Below are 1,806 nucleotides of genomic sequence, written 5' to 3' on the forward strand. Positions count from 1 at the left end.
GTGGGGGCCCTGTTCTTCGGCCGGTTCACGCTGTGGGCGGCGCTGCCGGGTGCGACCCAGCCCAGGCTCGGGCGCCGGACCGCGCGGACCCGGGCACCGGCGCCCGCCCCGCCTGCCGAGCCCGCCGGGGAAACCGTGCCCCGCAGGGGGCGCGACCGGCGTGCGTTCGACGGGCTGGTGGGGCTCGACGAGCCGATCGGGGCCCTCAAGCTGGCCCTCGAGCTGCCCGTGCTCCACCCTGACCGGGTGAAGAAGTACCGGCTGCGGCCTGACCGCGGGCTCTTGCTGGTAGGTCCGCCGGGCACGGGCAAGACGTCGCTGGCCCGTGCGGCGGCGCGGTATTTCGGCTGTGCCTTCAGGAGCGTCAACACAGCGCACCTGCTGGGCCCATATGTGGGCCAGTCCGAGCGTAACCTGCACGAGGTGTTCCACTGGGCCCGGCAGAACAGGCCGTGCATCCTGTTCCTGGACGAGATCGACGCCATCGGCCGCAGGCGCGACGGTTCGCACCTCAACCGGCCCCACGACGTCCTGCTGGACATACTCTTGCAGGAGCTCGACGGGTTTGAGGATCGCGCCGGCGTGTTCGTGCTGGCGGCCACCAACCGGGCGGACATCCTGGACGAGGCGCTGGTGCGACCCGGACGGTTTGACCGCATAATCCGGATCGGGCTTCCCGACCGGCAGGCGCGGCTGAAGCTGCTCGAGATGTTCCTGCGGGACAGGCCGGGCTGGGACGAGTTTGACCGGTCCTCCCTGGAGCGCCTGGCGGACCTCACCGAAGGCAAGAGTCCCGCCGAGATCAGGAACATGGTGGACCGCGCGGTGACGCTGGCGGCGTTGAAGGACGAGCCGGTACAGCCCAGGCACTTGGGCCTCTGACCGCAACCGGTCAGGGGCGGGCGGGAGGGGCCTCAGCCCGCCCTTTCCGTTTTCTGTGGGGCCAATTCGCAGGCTGCCCGGGAGGATGGAGGCCGCGTGGAGTCTGCTTTGGCCGAATTCGCTGAAGCTCAAGGTTGGCAATTGACGTCACGGATCGCATATGATACAAATGTCTATGAGGTTGTTTGACCCCCGGGGGTCGCCTGGGGGTTCGAGGGAGAAGAGGGTACTGCAACCGCTGGGCCTGCTGGGAGAGTGCCGCTGGCACCGTGCCCGCGGGTCCGGTCCTGCGGCTGCGGTGTCGGGGTGGCCCGACGGCAGGCACGGCCGCCGGGCAGAGAGCGAAGGCGCAGGGGGCGGGGAAGGTTTCCCGGGAGTCGCGCCACCCCTTCGCACGCGGGTACGCGCGGAGGCGCCCCATGGTGAGCGCCGGACGGGTGCAGAACCGACGGGCGGCGGCACCAGGCCGCAGGCCCCCGGGGATTCCCTCCGGCGGAGACGTCGCCCCCGGATCGGGGGCACCGAGGGAGAGAGACGAGGGTCCGGCCGGCCGGCGGGAGCTGGGCTTCGCGCGTAGAGGAAGCCTGGGACCTGACGGAGCTAACCGGCCGGTGGGGGAGAATTGACCGGGTACCCGCCAGCGGGGCAATCGCCGCTTTCGCCGCGAGTGGGCTGGCGAGTGGTGGCGTTTTGCCTGGAGCCACCGGCGGGTGCCAGTTGGGATCTCTTAGATAACCTTAAGGGCTGAGATGAGGGCGATCCGCGCATCGATGGGTGGCACCGTGGCCAGCCCCTGAGAGCCCGTGCCTTCCCTGCCGCGGAGGCCGCCGCCGCAGGCGCGATGCGTTGGGCGAGGTGCACGTGGACCACCGCCAGGTGGCCGCCGCCAACGGGAACGGGCACCAGGGTGGAGGTACCGGCACC

The 1,806-nt window shown here is 70.8% G+C and carries 1 protein-coding gene; it reads left to right on the forward strand.

Going from position 1 to position 1,806, the window contains the following annotated elements:
• Nucleotides 1-882, forward strand: an 882-nt coding sequence (locus tag AB1609_22890) for an ATP-binding protein (protein MEW6049281.1), incomplete at its 5' end; no start/stop codon positions are given.
• Nucleotides 883-1,806 lie beyond the last annotated feature (924 nt).

The sequence above is a fragment of the Bacillota bacterium genome, from assembly GCA_040754675.1.
GTDB lineage: Bacteria > Bacillota > Limnochordia > Limnochordales > Geochordaceae > Geochorda.